Below are 15707 nucleotides of genomic sequence, written 5' to 3' on the forward strand. Positions count from 1 at the left end.
CCATGAAGGCCACACGGTTCCACGGCGAGGAGGGTCCGACCCGGGACGACGACATCGCGTACCGCTTCCGAGGGACCCTCATGTGCCGGGCCTCACCGGGACCTCCGGGACCCGGCGCGACGGCCTCACCAGCCTCCTGGCCCACCACTCGGATCGTCCGTCAGGGCCAGCCGGGCGGTGATGCGCTTGCCGACCGGCTCCCGCGTGATCTCAAGGCTCTGGCAGAGGGCCATGACGATCTCCAGGCCGTGCTGACCCACCCGGCCCACGTCGGCGGCACGAGCCACCGGCAGCACGGGGTCGGAGTCCCACACCTGGACCTCCACCAGGTGGCCCGCGATCCGCAGATCCATCACGATCGGGCCAAAGGCGTACTTCTGCGCGTTGGTGACCAGTTCGCTCACCACGAGTTGCGTCACCTCCACAGCCCGCCGGGAGACCGCGACACCGTGCTCGGAGCGCATCCGGGTCAGGAACGCGGCAGCCGCGTGGCGGGCTCTCGCGATGGACGGTCCCTGCCCGTCCAGAGCCACCGCAGCACTCAGGACAGCGTCGCCCGAGTGGGCCGCCACGCTGTCCTCACCGGCGAAGGTCCGTACCATCCGCACCGCCTCTGCTCTGTCATTCCCGGGCCCGTCTACCCCCGATCGCGCCGGGCAAGCCACGGTGACCGGACTGTCGGCTACGCCACACGGCGGCGCCCCGCACGACGGCGGCACGGCGCGGATCGTCACCGCCCACTCACGTTGGGTCGCCGCGTACCGGGGCAGACGGGACAGGAAACCGTCGGCGGCTGGAGGAGAAACCATGGCGGACGACTCATCCATGAGGGCTGTCGGGTGGGCACGCTCGTTGCCGATCAGCGCGGGAGTGAAGGAGGCCAGGGACTGGACGCGTGCGCATGTGTCCGCGCTCGGCTGGGAGCGGACGGCACCGGCTCTGGTGGACTCGGTCGTGCTGGCCGTCTCGGAGCTGGTCACCAACGCCCATGTGCACGCCCACAGCAACGCTCAGCTCATCCTCACCTGGGACGAGCGATGTCTGCATGTGACGGTGCATGACGCCTCACCGCGGCTGCCCGAACAACGCCACGCGGACCACCGCGCCCTCGGGGGGCGCGGGCTGCTCCTGGTCGACGCCCTCGCCGACGACTGGCAGGTCCGCCGTTGCCCCCGCGGCAAGGACGTCACCGCTTGCTTTCAACCGCCCGCGGCGGCGGCGGGAACACAAGGGGAGTGAGTACGCGCGCCGGGGTCGGGGCCGGCACCGACGCCCGGCGCCGGCCCCGGCCGGCCTACGGCACCGGAACCGGAACAGGGCGAAGCGCTACTGGCTCGTGCCGCCGGTGGCGGCCGGCGGGCCGGACCGGCTGCCGGGTTCCCCGATGCGGTCGGTCTCGTCCCGGACGAGCAGGGAGAGCAGTGCGGCCACGGTCAGGCCGGCTTCCGCGGGATGGCGCAGGACCTTGTCCGGTTCGACGCGGTAGGTGTTGGTGCGTCCTTCGCGGGTGTGGGAGAGGTAACCGTCCTGCTCGAGGTCGGAGATGATCCGCTGGACGGCACGCTCGGTGAGCCGGCAGTGGGCGGCGATGTCGCGGATCCGGATGTTCGGGTTGTCGGCGATCGCCGCCAGTACTCGCGCATGGTTGGTGATGAACGTCCAACCGGTGTGAGATCCAGGCACTGCAACCATGCACGGCATTCTACTGACGCAGTTTGCCAGACATCGAATACATGACATACTTTTCGCGCTACAGGAAGCGTGTTCTCAGCGGGGGGAGACGTGGGAGGAGCCGAGGGTGCTTGTGGAAGAAGGAGTCTCGGACCGCCCCGGCGGCGCCGGCGGGACACCGCCCCGGATTGCCGATCAGGCCGCGGTGGCACAGTCCGAATGCCGTGGTGTCCTGGTCATCAGCGCGCACGGGGCCTACGACATGTGCTCGGTCAAGCCTCTGGCGGAGGCTCTGGACGCCGCGGCCAAGGCACACCGGACGGTGGTCCTGGACGCCTCCGGCATCACCTTCGGGGACTCGTCGCTGCTGAACCTGCTGATCCTCACCCACCACGAGACCGACCTTCGCGTGGCGGCGCCGACGCGGCAGATCCGCAGACTCCTGGAAATCACGGGCGCGGACACGTTCCTGAAGGTACGGGAGACCGTGGAAGAGGCCGCCGCCTGCCACTGACCGGTTCGGGTCCGGGCGGTCAAGCCGTCAGAGGAAGTGCCCACTGGCCAGATAGGGCGTCGGCTCCGCCATGCCCCGGACCGCGAGATATCCCTCCTGCCCGATGTCGAGCCGGGCGGCCAGCCCCACGTCCACCGCCCAGTGGTTGGCGGTGGTGACGCAGTTGACCAGCGTGTCTCCACGGGAGGCCGCCAGGGCCTCCCAGAGCAGGTCCTGGGCGGTTCGCGGCTCCGCCGCGGCCAGCAGGACGCCCCGCCCCTGTTCCTCGTCGATGTACACGTATCCGGGCCGGCCGGGGTCGTCCGACACGACGAGGCGCAGCCGTTCCAGCATGTACGCGTGGTCCGGGCCGTGGCCCGCCCCGCGCAGCCGCTCGTCGAGCCGGTCCATCCACTCGAAGTCGTCGGCCCGGCCCTCCCGGAGCCCGCTCACCGCCGGCAGCGTCGAGCGGTCGACGGTGCCCACCATGCGCATCTGCGGGTGGAGCGTGAAGCCGGCCAGCCGGTAACGGCGCGTGGCCGCGGGATGCACCGTGGACGAGAACAGTCCCGGCCGCCCGTCGGCGTGGGCCAGCGCGGCGTCCATGAGCCGCTTGCCGATTCCCTGCCCCTGATACCGCGTCAGTACCCCGTAGGTCGCCAGATACCAGACGTCGCCCCGGTTCTGCGACATGGCGAATCCGATGACGCCCCCGTCCTCGCCGACCGCGACCTGGCATCCGGCCGGATCGACCTGGAGGTAATACCGCATCCGCTCGATCCACTGCTTCGAAGCGGTCTTCGAGCGGGGCTCGATCTCCGGTTCGCACACTCTTCTGCTGCGCCGGTCCGCCTCGAAGAAGAGTGCGGCAGAGGCGCGCTCCGCCGACGGAAGATCTTCCTCGCGCGCCGGCCTCACCTGCGCTGATTCGCTCTTCACAGCGTACCGACCACCTCGGCGGCCTCCTTCCCTGCCCTACGTGCCAACCCGCACGGTCGTGACCGGAGCCGGTGCCACTCTGCCAGCGTCCCCCCGGGGGCGCGCCGGATTTTCGGCCGCGGCCTCCACATGGTGGGCCTCGGGCCTGCTCCGCCAGGTCGCGCGTACGAGCGGCTTCGGCAGACCGTGCCCCCTCCACCGCCTGCGGGACCGCCGCCGAGTTGGCGAAGGCAGACGTCTACCTCGCCCCGGCGGCCCGGGCGGGGCCGCCTGCCCGTCGGCTGATGAACCGGCGGGCCGCACGGCGGAAGCCGGACATCCCGGTCCCGGTGCTCGGCGGCTCGGCGGTGCGTCAGGAATCGACGGTCCGCAGGTACGCGCCGAGGCGGGCGATCGCCGATGGGTTGCGGGGGCTTTCGACCAGGTCTGCGTAGTCCAGGGAGATGATGCGCCGGTGCTTGACGGCCGAGACGTCGCGCAACGGGGCGTAGGAGAGCAGGAACCGCTTCTTCTGCTCGGCGCCGACGTCGCCGTAGTCGCAGATGACGATGACGTCCGGGTCGCGCTGTACGACGCTCTCCCAGCCGACGGTGGTCCATGAGTCCGCCACGTCGTGCATGACGTTGACGCCACCGGCCTCGGTGATGATCTGTTCCGGGGCGGCGTAGCGGCCGGAGGTGAAGGGTGTGTCCTGGCCGCTGTCGTAGAGGAAGACGGAAGGACGGTCGGAGCCCTTGGGTGCCTTCGCCCGCACGTCCGCGACCTGTTTCTTGAAGTCGGCGATCAGAGCGGCCGCGCGCTTCTGGACGCCGAAGAGCCTGCCGAGGTTGGTGAGGTCGGTGTACAGGGCGTCCAGGGGCGGCATGATGCCGCGGGAGGACTTCGTACGACCGTTGTGGCAGGACTCGGTGAGGATGTACGAGGGGATGCCGAGCTTCTTCAGCGCGTCGGGGGTGAAGCCGCCGTCCTCGCGGAAGCCGTAGTTCCAGCCGGCGAAGACGAGGTCGGCGCGGGCGTCGAGGACGTTCTCCTTGGTGAGCTGGTCCTTGGACAGCCACTTGACCTTGTCGTAGCCGTCCTTCCAGGGCACGCCGCGCAGGTCGCCCTTGTCGTCGGGCATGGCGAAGCCGGCCATGCGGTCCTCCAGACCGAGGGCGAACATCAGCTCCGTGATGCCGACATCGTTGGTGACGACCCGCTCGGGGACCTTGTCGTACGTCACCTGGCGACCGCAGTTGGTCAGGGTGATGGAGGAGGAGGGTTTCGCGTCCTCGGCCGGCTCCACCGTGGCGCCGCATCCGGTGGCGGTCGCGGCCAGACAGAGGGCGGTGGCAAGTAGCTGCTTGCGCATGGGCATCCTTCAGGCAGTGGGCGGGAGCAGGTCGAACAGGAGCTGGACGGCGTCCGTCTCCGGGTGCCGGACGGTGTGCGCCCGCACGCCGAACACCTCGGCCAGCAAGGCGGGTCGGAGGACCTCCCCGGGGGGACCGGAGGCGACGATCCGGCCGCCGTCGAGGACGTACAGCACGTCGCAGTGGGCCGCCGCCAGGTTGAGGTCGTGCAGCGCGGCCAGCACGGTCAGGCCGCTGGCGCGGACCAGGGACAGCACGTCCAGCTGGTGGGCGATGTCGAGGTGGTTGGTGGGCTCGTCGAGGACCAGGACCCTCGGCTGCTGGGCCAGGGCACGGGCGATGAGGACCCGTTGCTTCTCGCCGCCGGACAGGCCGAGGAAGCCGCGGCCGGCGAGGTGGGCGACGCCGGTGCGGGCCATCGCCCGGGCGCAGATCTCCCGGTCCGAGGCGGCCGTGCGGCCCTGGTGCGGCAGCCGCCCCATGGCGACCACCTCGGCGACGGTGAAGTCGAACTCGGCCGAGGACTCCTGGGGCAGCGCGGCCAGCACGCGGGCGGCGGCCCGCGCGTCCATGGCGTGCAGGTCGTCCCCGTCCAGCCGTACCGCTCCCCCGGCCGGCCGCAGCGCCCGGTACAGGGAGCGCAGCAGGGTCGACTTGCCGCTGCCGTTGGGACCGACGAGTCCGGCGAACGCCCCGCTGCCCACGGTGAGGTCGATGTGCTCGACCAGCCGGAGTCCGGCCGCCTCGATCGTGACGTCCTCGATGTCGAGTCGCATCGCTCAGCGCCCCCCGAACGCGTAGCCGCCCCGCCGCATCAGCAGCAGGAACGCGGGCACGCCGACCACCGCGGTGATCACTCCGACCGGCAGCTCGGCGGGGGCGAACAGCAGCCGGGACAGCGCGTCCGCCCACACCAGCAGCACCGCCCCGGCGAGCGGGGCGACCGCCAGTACCCGCCGGTGGTCGGCGCCGACCAGCATCCGGGTGACGTGCGGCACCATCAGCCCGACGAATCCGATGGCCCCGCTGACCGCCACCACCGTCCCGGTCACGGCCGCGGTGACGAGGAACAGCTCCCGGCGCAGCCGGGCCGGCCCGACGCCGAGCGCGGCCGCGGTCTCGTCCCCCATGGCGAGCGCGTTGAGCGCCTCGGCCCGCCACCGCAGCCAGGCCCATCCGGCAGCCACCGCGACGGCGGCGAGCGGGAGACTGGCCCAGGTGGCGCCGCCCAGGCTGCCCAGCAGCCACATCATCGCGGACCGGGCCGCCTCGCCCCGGGCCGCGCCGAACACCATGACCGTGGTGACGGCCTCGAAGCCGTACGCCAGTGCCGTGCCGGTCAGGATCAGCCGCAGGGGCGTCAGCCCGTGCGAGGAGCGGGCCGCGGCGTACACGAGCGCCATGGCGGCGAGGGCGGAGGCGAACGCCGAGGCGGACAGCGCCCACACGCCGAGCCCGGCGAACGCGCCGAGGAGGATGACGGCGTTGGCGCCCACCGCCGCGCCGGAGGAGATGCCGAGCACGAACGGATCGGCCAGCGCGTTGCGCACCATGGCCTGCACGGCCACCCCGACGGTCGCGAGCCCCGCTCCGACCACGGCCCCCAGCAGCACCCGCGGCAGGCGGATCTCCCAGACGATGGTGTACGCGGCCGCGTCCCGCGCCCGCACGGTCCCGCCGGTGAGTCCGGCCCACAGGAAGTGCGGTACCTCCGCCCAGCCGACGCCGGCGGCGCCGAGCCCGACCCCGGTCACGAGGGACAGCAGGAGCAGCAGCGCCAGGGACAGGCTGAGCGGCAACACGGGCATGCGGGTGGGGGCCGTACCTCGGCGCACCTGGGGGCCTTTCGAACGGGCCGCCTGCTGGACATCGAGCAGGATCAGCCCGTAAGGCCGCGGTCGGCCGTCCGGTACCCCTCTCGCGGTCCACGGCGAGCAGTCAACGGGTCGTCACGCCCCCGCAGGCGATCGGGCTCGCACGACAACCGTCGGATCCGGCTCCGTGCACACCGTTGCGGGTCAGCGCCGGTCTCTCACCGGACTTCCCCCACGGGAGGCGAGGGCCTGACGTCATGCAGGCCCGGGGTATTGGGTCAGCGGCGATGGCGCCCCCGCTGCGGCGGGTACGGGTGGCTGCCGCGGTCGGGGCACACCGAGGCGTTCCGCGGTGCGGAGGACGTGTTCGGCTCGTACGCGGTCCGGGCGGGGGTCACTGCTGGCTACCTCGGAGTTCGGGGGGCGACAGGAGTGGACTCTACTAAGCGATCACCGTGCGGCCGGGACCGGGTTCACGTCCGGGGAGATCTTATTGCACACTGGTTGCAATAACTATTTTGTTGCAGGAAGGGAAGGGGAGGGCATGGGCTCTCCGATCGTCCTCGGGATCGAGTCGTCGTGTGACGAGACCGGTGCGGGGCTCGTCCGGGACGGACGCCTGCTCGGGCACGCCGTGGCGTCGAGCATGGACGAGCACGCCCGCTTCGGCGGAGTGGTGCCCGAGATCGCGTCCCGGGCCCACCTGCACGCCCTGCGCCCGGTGGTGCGCCAGGCGCTGGACCAGGCCGGGCTGCGGCTCTCCGACATCGGGGCGGTCGCCGTGACCACGGGCCCGGGCCTGTCCGGCGCGCTGCACGTGGGCCTCGCGGGAGCGAAGGGCATCGCCTACGCGCTGGGCGTCCCGCTCCACGGCGTGCACCACCTCGCCGGTCACGCCGCCGCCGACACCCTGGAGCACGGACCGCTGCCCGACCCGTGCGTGGTCCTGATCGTCTCCGGCGGCCACACCTCGCTGCTCCTCGTGCGCGACCTGGCCCGCGATCCGATCGTCCACCTCGGCGACACCCTGGACGACGCCGCCGGCGAGTGCTTCGACAAGGTCGCGCGGGTCTTCGGGCTGCCGTACCCCGGCGGCCCGGCCATCGACCGGGCCGCCCGGGACGGCGATCCACGCGCCGTCGACTTCCCCCGCCCCCTCCCCGGCTCCTACGACTTCTCCTTCTCCGGGCTGAAAACGGCGGCGGCCCGCTGGGCGGAAGCCCACCGCGGGCGCGAACTGCCCGTCCACGACGGGGCCGCGTCGCTGCAGGAGGCGGTCGCCGACGTACTGACCCGCAAGGCCGTCGCCGCCTGCCGGGAGCACGGGGTGGGCACGCTGGTCGTCGTCGGCGGGGTCGCCGCGAACTCGCGGGTGCGGGCGCTGGCCGAGGAGCGCTGCCGGGCGGCCGGGATCACCTTGCGGGTGCCGCCGCCGCGGTTGTGCACGGACAACGGCGCGATGATCGCCGCCGTCGGCGACCTCCTCGTACGGGCCGGGGCCGAACCGGCGCCCTGGGACCTGTCCGTCGACCCCTCGGCGCCACTGGAGTACGCGGCCCTGCATCCCACGGCGACCGCGGCGGTGGCCGCGTGACGGACATCCGTGTCGTCGCCCCCGACGCGATCCTGGAGCACGGTGCCGCCCTGCGCTCCGTCTACGCCGACGCGTTCTGCGCGCCGCCCTGGAACGAGGACGAGGAAAGGGCGGACGCCTTCCTCGCGCGGCTCGGCTCGGACGTACGGCGTCCGGGGTTCACCGCGGCACTCGCCTTCGACGGACGGAACGTCGTGGGTTTCGCCACCGCCTGGGACACGCCCGCCCCCTTCCCGGCCGACCGCTGCTATCCGCAGGCGGCCGCCGGTCTCGGCCCGGTCCGTACCGAGGAGTGGCTGTGCGGCGCCCGCGAGACCGACGAACTCGCCGTCCGCCCCGCCGCTCGCGGCACCGGGATCGCGGCCGGCCTCCTGCGAGCGGTGACCGAGGACGCCCCCGACGGCCGCGCCTGGCTGCTCACGTCCGTCCGCTCGCCCAGGGCCCTGGCCTTCTACCGCCGCCAGGGCTGGACCCAGGCCACCCACCCCGCCCCCGGCGGCCACGGCATCACGGTCTTCCTCGGCCCTCACCACCCCGCCCGAAACCTGGCCGCCCAGCCCCTGTAGCAGCCACCCGGAGCCCACCATGCGCACCGCCGAGATCCGCCGCCGCTTCCTCGACTTCTTCGCCGAGCGCGGTCACACCGTCGTCCCCAGCGCCCCGCTGCCCACACCGGACCCGACGCTGCTCTTCGTCAACGCGGGCATGGTCCCCTTCAAGCCGTACCTGACGGGCGAGACGGCGGCGCCGTGGCCGCGGGCGACGAGCGTGCAGAAGTGCGTGCGCACCCTGGACATCGAGGAGGTCGGCCGCACCACCCGGCACGGCTCCTTCTTCCAGATGAACGGCAACTTCTCCTTCGGCGACTACTTCAAGGAGGAGGCCATCGCCTTCGCCTGGGAGCTGTCCACCTCGCCGACGCCGGACGGCGGCTACGGCCTGGACCCGGACCGGATCTGGGTGACCGTGCACCACGGCGACGACGAATCCCGCGCCCTCTGGCGGCGCGTCGCCGGCCTTCCCGACGAGCGGATCGTGGCGCGCGGCGACGAGGACAACTTCTGGTCCATGGGCGTGCCCGGACCGTGCGGTCCCTGCTCGGAGCTGTACTACGACCGTGGTCCGGCGCTCGGCCGCGCGGGCGGACCGGCGGTCGACGAGGACCGGTACATGGAGTTCTGGAACCTCGTCTTCATGCAGTACGAGCGCGGCGAAGGCCCCGGCAAGTCGGGCTACCCGATCCTCGGCGAGCTCCCCCACCGCAACATCGACACCGGCATGGGCGTGGAACGCATGGCCACCCTGCTGCAAGGCGTCGACAACCTCTACGAGACCGACGAGACCCGTCCGGTCCTCGACCGGGCCGCCGAGCTGGCCGGTGTCCGCTACGGCGCGGACGCCGAGGCCGACGTACGCCTGCGGGTGGTCGCCGACCACGTCCGCACCGCCCTGATGCTGCTCGCCGACGGCGTCTCCCCCGGCAACGAGGGCCGCGGCTACGTACTGCGCCGCCTCCTGCGCCGGGCCGTACGCGCGATGCGCCGGCTCGGCCACCAGGACCCCGCGCTGCCCGAACTGCTGGCCGTGGCCCGCGACCGCATGGCGCCCGGCTACCCGGAGGTCGCCGACGCCTACGACCGGATCGCCGACCGGGCGGCCGGCGAGGAGGACGCCTTCCGCGCGACCCTGCGCCAGGGAACGACCGTCCTGGACACGGCCGTGGCCGAGGTCACGTCGCACGGCGGCCGGCGGCTTCCGGGCGCGCAGGCGTTCCTGCTGCACGACACCTACGGCTTCCCCATCGACCTCACCCTGGAGATGGCTGCCGAACAGGGCGTGGAGGTCGACCGCGAGGGCTTCACCGCGCTGATGCGGGAGCAGCGCGAACGCGCCCGGGCCGACGCGCGCGCCCGCAAGTCGGGCGGCACGGACACGGCCGTCCTGCGGGGTGTCCTGGGCGAGCACGGTCCGACCGACTGGCGCGCGTGGTCCGCCCTGACCACCCGGTCCCGTGTTCTCGCCCTGGTGACCGCCTCCGGCCCGGCCCCGGCGGCGGGCGAGGGACAGATCGTGACCGCGGTCCTGGACCGCACCCCGTTCTACGCCGAGTCCGGTGGCCAGGAAAGCGACGCCGGCCACCTCACCGGCGCTTCGGTGGAGGCCGAAGTCCTGGACGTGCAGCGCCCGCTGCCCGGGCTGGTGGTCCACCAGGTGCGCGTCACAGCGGGTGAGCTCGCGGTCGGTGACGAGGTCACGGCGGCCGTGGATCCCGAGTGGCGGCTCGGCGCGCGGCAGGCCCATTCCGGCACCCACGTCCTGCACGCGGCCCTGCGCCAGGTGCTCGGCCCCACCGCACTGCAGTCCGGCTCGTACAACCGCCCCGGCCACCTGCGGCTCGACTTCCCCTGGCGGGGCGCCCTGTCGCCGTCCGCCCAGAGCGAGATCGAGGAGGCCGCCAACCAGGCACTGCGCCGTGACCTGCCGGTCGGCGTCCGCTGGATGACCCTGCCGGAGGCGAAGGAGCTGGGCGCGCTCGCCCTCTTCGGCGAGACCTACGGCGAGAAGGTCCGTGTCGTCGAGATAGGCGGCGCCTGGTCACGGGAGCTGTGCGGCGGCACGCACGTCGAGCACGCGTCGCAGATCGGCGTCGTCGCGCTGACGTCACAGTCCTCGGTCGGTGCGGGGATGCGGCGCCTGGAGGCCGCCGTCGGCATCGAGGGATTCGGCTACCTGGCCCGCGAGCGCGACCTGGTCGCCCGGATCGCGGAGCAGGTCCAGGCGCCACGCGCCGAACTCCCCGACCGCGTCGCAGGGTTGCTGGAGCGGCTGAAGTCGGCCGACCGGGTGAACCAGCGGCTGCGGCAGGCCGCCCTGCGCGCACGCGCCGCCGAACTGGCGGGCCGGGCACAGGACGCGGACGGAGTCCTGGTGGTCACCGCCACGGCGGACGGCGGCCCGGACGACACCAGGACCCTGGCCACCGCCGTCCGCGACCTGCTCCCCGCCGACCGTCCCGGCGTCGTGGTGATCGGAACGGCCGCCGGCGGCAGGACGAGCCTGGTGGCCGCCGTCAACGGGGCCGCCGACGCGTCGGGACTGCACGCCGCGCGACTGGTCAAGCGGCTCCTGAACGGCAAGGGCGGCGGAACGGCGCGACTGGCCCAGGGCGGCGGCCTGCCCGCGGGCGATCTGCGTCGCGTACTGGAGTCCGTACCGGCAACTCTCCACGGCCACTGAGGACTTTCCGCCGGCCTGCCGGAGGGCGGGCCCGGCTACTCCCGGGCGCCGATCACGTCGGCCGGCCTGCCCAGCAGGGAGACCCTGGCTGAGACCCCGCCCGACCCGGCAGGCAACGCGTGGGCCCCGGCCACCGGCGAGCACTTTCGCGCCAACGACCTGCGAGGCGAGGCCGAGCGGGAGCCGCGTTGTCAGTGCCGGGCGCTAGTGTCGTTCGCCCGGCAAGGAGCCGGCGAACTCACCGGGAGCACGAGAACGCCATGCCCGACAACCACACCGGATACCGGATCTCCGTCATCGACGAGGACCCCCTGCGCGCACGCAAGGAGGCACGCGAACTGCTCGCCGTGCTCGCCGAGGCGGACCCCACGGCCAGGCTCGACCTGCCCGCGCCCGGCGGCCCGCCGGGAGCCGGGGACAAGGGCGGTCCCTCCGCGGAGACCGTCGGGCTGCTGCTGAGCGCCGGCTCTTTCGCCGTCGCTCTGGTGCAGACATGGCTGGCGCGGGTCCCGCAGCGGACCATCGTCGTCAAGCGGCCCGACGGCGCGGTCCTGCACGTCACCGGCAAGGAGGCCCGCGAGGACGACACACTGATCGAGCGGTTCCTCGCGGACGGCGGTGACGAGGGCACGACGGCGGGCTGAGCGACGATGACCGACAACGACCGACACGCCCTGCTCGTCGGCGTCTCCACCTACGACAGCGAGGCGTACGCCGACCTCCCCGCCGTACGCGCCGATCTGCACTACATGCGGGCCGTCCTGGAGAACACCGAGATCGGCATGTACAACGAGTGCGCGATGGCCGCCGAGCCGACGCGCGCGGAGATGCTGCACGCCGTGGAGACGTTCCTGGAGGCCCGGCAGCCCAGCGAGACCGCGCTGCTCTACTTCAGCGGGCACGGCGAGTACTGCGAGCAGGACGGCCAGCTGTACTTCCTGACCCGGGACACCGATCCGGCCGACCTGCCGGGCACGGCCGTACCGGCGGAGTTCCTGGAGCGGATGCTGCAGTCCTGCCGGGCCGCCTCCAAAGTGGTCCTGCTGGACTGCTGCTCCAGTGGTTCCGTCGTGCAGGGCTGGACCGCCAAGGGGCCTTCGCCCGAGCCGGACCGGCCCGCGGCGAGCACGCTGCTGCGGCCGACCGGCGTGTACTTCATCACCGCGTCCGACGCCCTCCAGGCGGCCTCCGCGATGGCGCCGCCCGGCTCCGGCCTCGGCACCTCCCGGTTCACCGGGGAGATCGTCGAGGGACTGCGCAACGGCCGGATCAAGGACGGCGGCTGGATCACCCCGGACGACCTCTTCGACTACCTGACCGCGCAGATGGCCCGCAAGGGCGTGCCGGAGGAACAGCGGCCCACCAAGTCCACGATCAGGGCCACCCGCAGCCTCCCCTTCGCCCGGTCGGTGGCACGACCGGTGCGGCTGCCCGCGCCGCCCCACGACGCCGTCGACACCGCCCGGCGCTCCCCCACGCTGCTGAAGGCCCGGGAGCTGGCCGAGGCGGACGAACGGGACGGCGTCGACGCACAGCGGCTGTTGCGTTACTACGCGGACTGCCTCACCGCGCAGGCGGCGGCCGGCATGCGGCCCGACCGGGACGGCGGCCGGAACGAGAAGTACTTCCTGCTCGCCCAGGGCGAGGAGACCATCCAGTCGGGCCGCGGACCGCACATCGTCGCGCCCGGATCGCTGCCCCGGCCGCGGGACGGGCGGGCCGGGCCGGGCACCGAGGCGCGGCACGAGTACTGGTACGGGTATCCGGCGATCACGCTGCCCGCGCGGGACGGCGGCCGGGGGCGGCGCGCGACGGTGGCGCTGGCACCCCTGCTCGTCCAGCAGATGGAGCTGGCACCGGACGAGAACGGCCGGGACGTGCTCCGGCCCAGCGGTGTGCCGTCACTGCACAGCGGTGTCGTCTCCGAGTTCCTGGACGCGGACGACGCCGCCGATCTGCTGGCCCACTGGCAGCCGGCCTGGCAGGAGGGCAACGACGCGCAAATGCTGCGCGCCATCCGGGAGTTGCTCCAGAAACTGGGGCTGCCGGAACTCGAACCGCTGGACCCGTCCGCGCTCAGCGAGCGCACGGTCATGCAGGCGCTACGGCCCGGCGCGCACAACGCGGCCGTGCTGCTGGTGCCGTCCGGCGCGGAGGCCATGGCCACCCAGGCGCTGGTGGACAACCTGCTCCAGATCTCCACGCGGACGGGGCAGATCCCGGGCACCGCCTTGGGCGCGTTGCTCGACGGCGGGGCCGGGCGGGCTCCGGCCGGCCCCGCCACCGCGGGAGACCCGGTGCCGCCCGTGCCGCCCGTCGCTCCGGGGCCGTGCAACGAGAGCCAGGAGCAGGTGATCTCCGCGGCGATGACCCAGCCGCTGACGGTGGCGACCGGACCGCCGGGAACCGGCAAGAGCGAGGTCGTCACGGCGGTCGTCACCACCTGCGTCGCCGCGGGGCAGTCGGTGCTGGTCGCCTCCACGAACAACGAGGCCGTGAACGTCGTCGCCGAGCGCTGCGACGACATCGCGCCCGGTCTGCTGATGCGCACGGGCAACACCGAGGCGCTGGAACGGGAGGCGGCCAAACTGGAACGGCTGCTGGCCGGACCGGTCGAGGCGCCCCGGCGCGGCTCGGCCACCGTGGGCGGCGAGTTGCGCAACACCCGCAAGACGGCGCAGCGGCTGCGGACGGAGGCGGCCCGCCGCGTCGGTGAGGAGACGCGGCTGCTGGAACTGCTCCGCGACCGGGCGGAACGGGCCGCCGGCCTGGAGCTGCCGCTGCCCCTCCTCGAAGGGGCCTGGGCGGCGGACGCCGACGGCCCGGACACGCTGGACCGGTGGGCGGAGCGGGCCCGGAGGACGGCCGGGGCCCGCTGGTGGCAGCTCGGGGGGTGGCGACGTGGGCGGGCACTCGCCGCGCTGGTCGCGGCGGTGGCGGAGCCCCCGGAGGGGCCCGGACCGGCGTGGCCCGCCTGGGCGACGCGACGACCGGCGCCGCCGGAGCTGCTGGAGTCCCTGGCCGGGGTCGTGTCGGTGGAGCGGGAGGTACGGGAACTCGTCCGCCGGCACGGGGAATGGGACGAGGACGGGCTCAAGTCCTCCAGGGCCGCGACGGCGGAAGCACTGTCCGGCCTGTCGGCGGAACTGTCCCGCGCGCTGTCCGCCGAGGCCCTGAACCGGGCCACCGGCCTGCTGAACCAGCGGCTCCAGGCGCTCCGCCGCCGCTCCGGCTACCAGCGCAGCCAGAAGAACCTGATGACACAGATCAAGGGATGGGCCGTCAGCACCCACTCCGTGCGGCAGCTCGAACTCACCCCGAAGCTGTTCGACCTCGTCGTCATCGACGAGGCCAGCCAGTGCTCCATCCCGTCGGTGCTGCCGCTGCTGTTCCGGGCCCGCCGGGCCCTGATCATCGGCGACCCCATGCAACTCGGGCACATCCCGGGTGTGTCACCGCAGCAGGAGAAGCAGGCACGGACGCGGGCCGGGCTGAGCGCCGCGCAACTGGAGCACCGCCGCCTCGCCTACCACGTGTACTCCTCGTACCACGCCGCCGAACAGCACGGCGAGGGCGCGCTGCTCCTCGACGAGCACTACCGCTGTCACCCGCGGATCGCGGACGTGGTCAACGGCCACTGCTACGGCGGCCGGCTGCGGGTGCTGACCGACGTGCGGCGGCAGGTACCGGGACACGACCCGGTGGGAGCGGCCGACCCGGCGCCGGTGCTCGGCTGGGTCGACGTACCCTCCGGGGAATCGGCACGCGGCGGCGACGGGCGGTCCTGGCGGAACACGGCCGAGGCGGAGGCCGTGCGGCGCGTGGTCGACGGGCTGCTGGCGGGGCTCGCGCCGGACGCGACCGTGGGAGTGGTCACGCCGTTCAGGGCGCAGAAGGAGCTCCTGGCCCGGATGTGGCGGGACGACGACCGGGTCCGGGTCGGCACCGTCCACACCTTCCAGGGCGGGCAGCGCGACGTGATGGTGCTCAGCCCGGTGGCGGCGCCCAACACCCCGCCCCCGACGACGCACTGGGTCGCGAGCCAGGTCAACCTGTGGAACGTGGCGGTCACCCGGGCCAAGTCGCAGCTGATCACCGTGGGCGGCCTCGCCTTCTGGCGGGAACAGAGCGGCCTGCCGGCCCTCCTCGCCGCGCGCTCGGTGCCGCTGGGGGCGGACGCCGACGGCACGACGGCCGGGGCCGGCCCGACCTACCCGGTGACCGAGGCCCGCGAAGACCTCGCCGACCGCCTGCAGCGGTACCTCACCGGACGTGGCATCACCGATCTGGAGCGGGCCGCTCTCGTCGGCGGACACCCTGTGGACCTGCTGTTCACCGACGCCGGCGCGAACACGGCGGTACTGATCGACCCCGGACCGAGGCCCGGCGAAGATGCCGCGCGGCACCTCAGGCTCCTCCACGCGCGAGGCGACCTGCTCACCGGACTGCCCTCGGGTGGGCATGGCGCCAAGGCCGGCCCGGTGAGCCGGACGGTACGGGTGCCCGCCTGGCGCATCCTGGCGGGCGAGACCGCGCTGGCACCGCTGTTCGACTGAGCGACGCGCGGGCCGGCCGCCTCGACAGGGCGGGTGCGGTTCTCGACGCCC

Annotated in this window: 13 protein-coding genes and 1 riboswitch; of the genes, 7 read left to right on the top strand and 6 right to left on the bottom strand. The window is 73.3% G+C overall.

Translation table 11 applies throughout. The annotated features are described in order from the left end of the window. Positions 1–125: 125 nt before the first annotated feature. Complete coding sequence (locus Srubr_RS22345; protein ID WP_189997189.1) at positions 126–602, bottom strand: ATP-binding protein; 477 nt, start codon at positions 600–602, stop codon at positions 126–128. 205 nt (positions 603–807) lie between these two features. Here Srubr_RS22345 and Srubr_RS22350 point away from each other — a divergent pair, with 205 nt between their 5' ends. Beyond that, positions 808–1239, top strand: a complete 432-nt coding sequence (locus tag Srubr_RS22350; RefSeq protein WP_189997190.1) for an ATP-binding protein — start codon at positions 808–810, stop codon at positions 1237–1239. 87 nt (positions 1240–1326) lie between these two features. On the opposite strand, the gene Srubr_RS22355 is transcribed toward Srubr_RS22350, so the two are convergent. Then, a complete protein-coding gene (locus Srubr_RS22355) occupies positions 1327–1692 on the bottom strand; it encodes a helix-turn-helix transcriptional regulator (RefSeq protein WP_189997191.1) in 366 nt (121 codons plus the stop codon). Between the two features lie 184 nt (positions 1693–1876). Here Srubr_RS22355 and Srubr_RS22360 point away from each other — a divergent pair, with 184 nt between their 5' ends. Beyond that, a complete protein-coding gene (locus Srubr_RS22360) occupies positions 1877–2185 on the top strand; it encodes an STAS domain-containing protein (RefSeq protein ID WP_308439919.1) in 309 nt (102 codons plus the stop codon). A 27-nt stretch (positions 2186–2212) separates the two neighbouring features. On the opposite strand, the gene Srubr_RS22365 is transcribed toward Srubr_RS22360, so the two are convergent. The 4 genes from Srubr_RS22365 to Srubr_RS22380 form a co-directional block, all read right to left on the bottom strand. Further along, positions 2213–3103, bottom strand: a complete 891-nt coding sequence (locus tag Srubr_RS22365; RefSeq protein WP_229926801.1) for a GNAT family N-acetyltransferase — start codon at positions 3101–3103, stop codon at positions 2213–2215. Between the two features lie 352 nt (positions 3104–3455). After that, a complete protein-coding gene (locus Srubr_RS22370; protein ID WP_189997193.1) occupies positions 3456–4454 on the bottom strand; it encodes an ABC transporter substrate-binding protein in 999 nt (332 codons plus the stop codon). 9 nt (positions 4455–4463) lie between these two features. Beyond that, positions 4464–5231 (bottom strand): ABC transporter ATP-binding protein, encoded by a 768-nt coding sequence (locus Srubr_RS22375; RefSeq protein ID WP_189997194.1) that lies wholly within the window; start codon positions 5229–5231, stop codon positions 4464–4466. Positions 5232–5234: 3 nt separating this feature from the next. Further along, the gene (locus tag Srubr_RS22380; RefSeq protein WP_189997195.1) at positions 5235–6263 is read right to left on the bottom strand and encodes a FecCD family ABC transporter permease; all 1029 of its coding nucleotides are present in this window, start codon (positions 6261–6263) and stop codon (positions 5235–5237) included. A 133-nt stretch (positions 6264–6396) separates the two neighbouring features. Continuing rightward, positions 6397–6531: riboswitch (cobalamin riboswitch) on the bottom strand. Between the two features lie 282 nt (positions 6532–6813). Here Srubr_RS22380 and tsaD point away from each other — a divergent pair. From tsaD to Srubr_RS22405, 5 genes are all read left to right on the top strand, one after another. Next, complete coding sequence (gene tsaD, locus Srubr_RS22385; RefSeq protein ID WP_189997196.1) at positions 6814–7863, top strand: tRNA (adenosine(37)-N6)-threonylcarbamoyltransferase complex transferase subunit TsaD; 1050 nt, start codon at positions 6814–6816, stop codon at positions 7861–7863. Further along, positions 7860–8429: a GNAT family N-acetyltransferase gene (locus Srubr_RS22390; protein WP_189997197.1), complete on the top strand. Its 570-nt coding sequence runs from the start codon at positions 7860–7862 to the stop codon at positions 8427–8429. Before tsaD ends, Srubr_RS22390 begins: the two co-directional genes overlap by 4 nt. Before the next feature lie 19 nt (positions 8430–8448). Beyond that, positions 8449–11100: an alanine--tRNA ligase gene (gene alaS / locus Srubr_RS22395; RefSeq protein WP_189997198.1), complete on the top strand. Its 2652-nt coding sequence runs from the start codon at positions 8449–8451 to the stop codon at positions 11098–11100. Positions 11101–11360: 260 nt separating this feature from the next. Then, entirely contained in the window at positions 11361–11744 is a 384-nt protein-coding gene (locus Srubr_RS22400; protein WP_189997199.1) for an effector-associated constant component EACC1, read from the top strand. Positions 11745–11750: 6 nt separating this feature from the next. Further along, the gene (locus tag Srubr_RS22405) at positions 11751–15656 is read left to right on the top strand and encodes a caspase, EACC1-associated type (RefSeq protein WP_189997200.1); all 3906 of its coding nucleotides are present in this window, start codon (positions 11751–11753) and stop codon (positions 15654–15656) included. Positions 15657–15707: the final 51 nt, after the last annotated feature.

The sequence above is a fragment of the Streptomyces rubradiris genome, from assembly GCF_016860525.1.
In the GTDB taxonomy this organism is placed as follows: Bacteria; Actinomycetota; Actinomycetes; order Streptomycetales; family Streptomycetaceae; genus Streptomyces; species Streptomyces rubradiris.